The sequence below is a fragment of the Ramlibacter sp. genome, from assembly GCF_035706265.1.
In the GTDB taxonomy this organism is placed as follows: domain Bacteria; phylum Pseudomonadota; class Gammaproteobacteria; order Burkholderiales; family Burkholderiaceae_C; genus Ramlibacter.
Window position 1 is genome coordinate 1 of sequence record NZ_DASSVG010000557.1, and the last position, 2,274, is coordinate 2,274.

2 protein-coding genes and 2 pseudogenes are annotated in these 2,274 nt (G+C 70.2%); 2 read left to right on the top strand and 2 right to left on the bottom strand.

The features are described from left to right. A pseudogene (locus VFM98_RS19980) lies at window positions 1-291 on the bottom strand (methionine ABC transporter ATP-binding protein); the annotation flags it as partial. Between VFM98_RS19980 and VFM98_RS19985 the strand changes: the two are divergent. Both VFM98_RS19985 and VFM98_RS19990 read left to right on the top strand, forming a co-directional pair. Then, a pseudogene (locus VFM98_RS19985) lies at window positions 286-537 on the top strand (oligopeptide/dipeptide ABC transporter ATP-binding protein); the annotation flags it as partial. The pseudogenes VFM98_RS19980 and VFM98_RS19985 overlap by 6 nt on opposite strands. Before the next feature lie 68 nt (window positions 538-605). Further along, window positions 606-1,610 (top strand): dipeptide ABC transporter ATP-binding protein, encoded by a 1,005-nt coding sequence (locus VFM98_RS19990; protein WP_325111649.1) that lies wholly within the window; start codon window positions 606-608, stop codon window positions 1,608-1,610. A 132-nt stretch (window positions 1,611-1,742) separates the two neighbouring features. Here the strand turns inward: VFM98_RS19990 and VFM98_RS19995 are convergent. After that, a partial coding sequence (locus VFM98_RS19995; protein WP_325111650.1) for an SIS domain-containing protein occupies window positions 1,743-2,274 on the bottom strand: 532 nt, incomplete at its 5' end.

The following is a 2,274-nucleotide window of genomic DNA, read 5'->3' on the forward strand; positions in this document are numbered from 1 at the left end:
GATCTGGGCCAGCCGCTCGCGCTCGCTCTCCATGTCCGGGATCGACGCCATCAGGCCCATGGTGTAGGGATGCGCGGGCTGGTGGATCACCTGGTGCACCGGCCCGATCTCCGCCAGCCGGCCCGCGTACATCACCGCCACGCGGTCGCAGGTCTCCGCGATCACGCCCATGTCGTGCGTGATCAGCATGACGGCCGCGCCGTGCTCGCGGCAGATGCGCTTGAGCAGCTGGATGATCTGGGCCTGGATCGACACGTCGAGCGCCGTGGTCGGCTCGTCGGCCACCACCAGCCGGCGCATCCCTACACCATGGGCCTGATGGCGTCGATCCCGGACATGGAGAGCGAGCGCGAGCGCCTGGCCCAGATCGACGGCGCGATGCCGCGCCTGAACGCCATCCCGCCCGGCTGCGCCTACAACCCGCGCTGCCCGCGCGCCTTCGAGCGTTGCACGCGCGAGCGCCCCGAACTGCTCGCCGCCGGCGCCACCCGCGCCGCCTGCTGGCTGCACGCTGCGAATGCGGAGATCCCTGCATGAGCAGCGTCCTCCCGTTGGACTCTCTCTCCGGCGATTCGCACCCTCTCCCCTCTGGGGAGAGGGTGGGGGTGAGGGGCAGCTCCCGACCCCTCGTCCAGGCCACCGACCTCGCCAAGACCTTCGACGTCTCCGCCCCCTGGCTCAACCGCGTGCTGGAACGCAAGCCGCGCCAGCTGCTGCACGCCGTCGACGGCGTGAGCTTTTCCATCGCGCCGGGCCGCACGCTGGCGCTGGTGGGCGAATCGGGCTGCGGCAAGAGCACCGTCGCGCGCCTGCTGGTGGGGCTCTATGCGCCCACGCGCGGCAGCTTCGCCTTCGACGGCCAGGACGCGCACGCGGCCTTCCGCAGCGCCGAAGGCCGCACGCTGCGCCGTCGCATCCAGATGATCTTCCAGGATCCGTACGCGAGCCTCAACCCGCGCTGGAAGGTGCAGGACATCGTGGCCGAGCCGCTGAAGGAGCACGGGCTCGTGACCGGTGCCGCGGACCTACGGGAGCGGGTGGCCGAACTGCTGTCCTCCGTCGGCCTGGCCGCGCAGGACGCCGCGCGCTATCCGCACCAGTTCTCGGGCGGGCAGCGGCAGCGCATCTCGATCGCGCGGGCGCTGGCCACCCATCCCGACTTCCTGGTCTGCGACGAGCCGACCTCCGCGCTCGACGTGAGCGTACAGGCGCAGGTGCTCAACCTGATGAAGGACCTGCAGCGGCGGCTGGGCCTGACCTACCTGTTCATCTCGCACAACCTCGCGGTGGTGCGCCACGTGAGCGACGACGTCGGCGTGATGTACCTCGGGCGGCTGGTGGAACTGGCGGACAAGCAGCAGCTGTTCGCGCAGCCACGCCATCCCTACACCCGAATGCTGCTCGATGCGATCCCGAAGATGCACGACACGGGGCGCGCGCGCACGCCGGTGCAGGGCGAGGTGCCGAACCCCTTGAACCCGCCGAGCGGGTGCGCGTTCCATCCGCGTTGTCCGCATGCGAATGCGCGCTGCAAGGCGGAAAGGCCGGCACTGCTGGAGATCCGCGGGGTGCGCGTGGCGTGCCATGCGGTGGAGGAGGGGCGGATTTGAGGGCCGAAGCGCTGGGCTTTCGCTTCGCTCCAGCGCCAGCCTACCGAAACGCCAGCGCCCGCGATGGTCAACGCTGCGTCGCGTACTCGTAGGCTGGGGCTGAGCGCGAAGCGCGAAGCCCAGCGATCCCGCTCACGCGTACCGCTTCGACCGCAGGTTGTTCTTCATCTCCCGCAACAGCGGCTGCAGCCTGCCGCCGCCGATGCGCAGGGCCACCGTCGTGGCCAGCACGTCGATGATCATCAGGTGCAGCAGCCGCGACACCATCGGGCTGTAGCGGTCGTAGCCCTCCGGATGGTCGGCCGCCAGGTGCAGCTGACCCGCGGCCGCCAACGGGGAGCCTGTGGCCGTGATCACGATGGTGGTGGCGCCATTGCGCCGTGCGATGTCGCAGGCGTCCATCAGGTCGCGCGTGCGGCCGGAGTTGGAGATCACGACCACGCAGTCGCCCGGCCCCAGCAGCGTGGCGCTCATCACCTGCATGTGGCCGTCGCTGTAGGAGATCGTGTTCACGCCGAGGCGAAAGAACTTGTGCTGCGCGTCGAGCGCCACCACGCCGGAGTTGCCGACGCCGTAGAACTCGATGCGGCCGCGCGTGCGGTGCGTTGCCGCCAGCGCCTCGGCCGCCTTGTCGATCGCGAAGGTCGAGGCGTCGTTGCGGTAC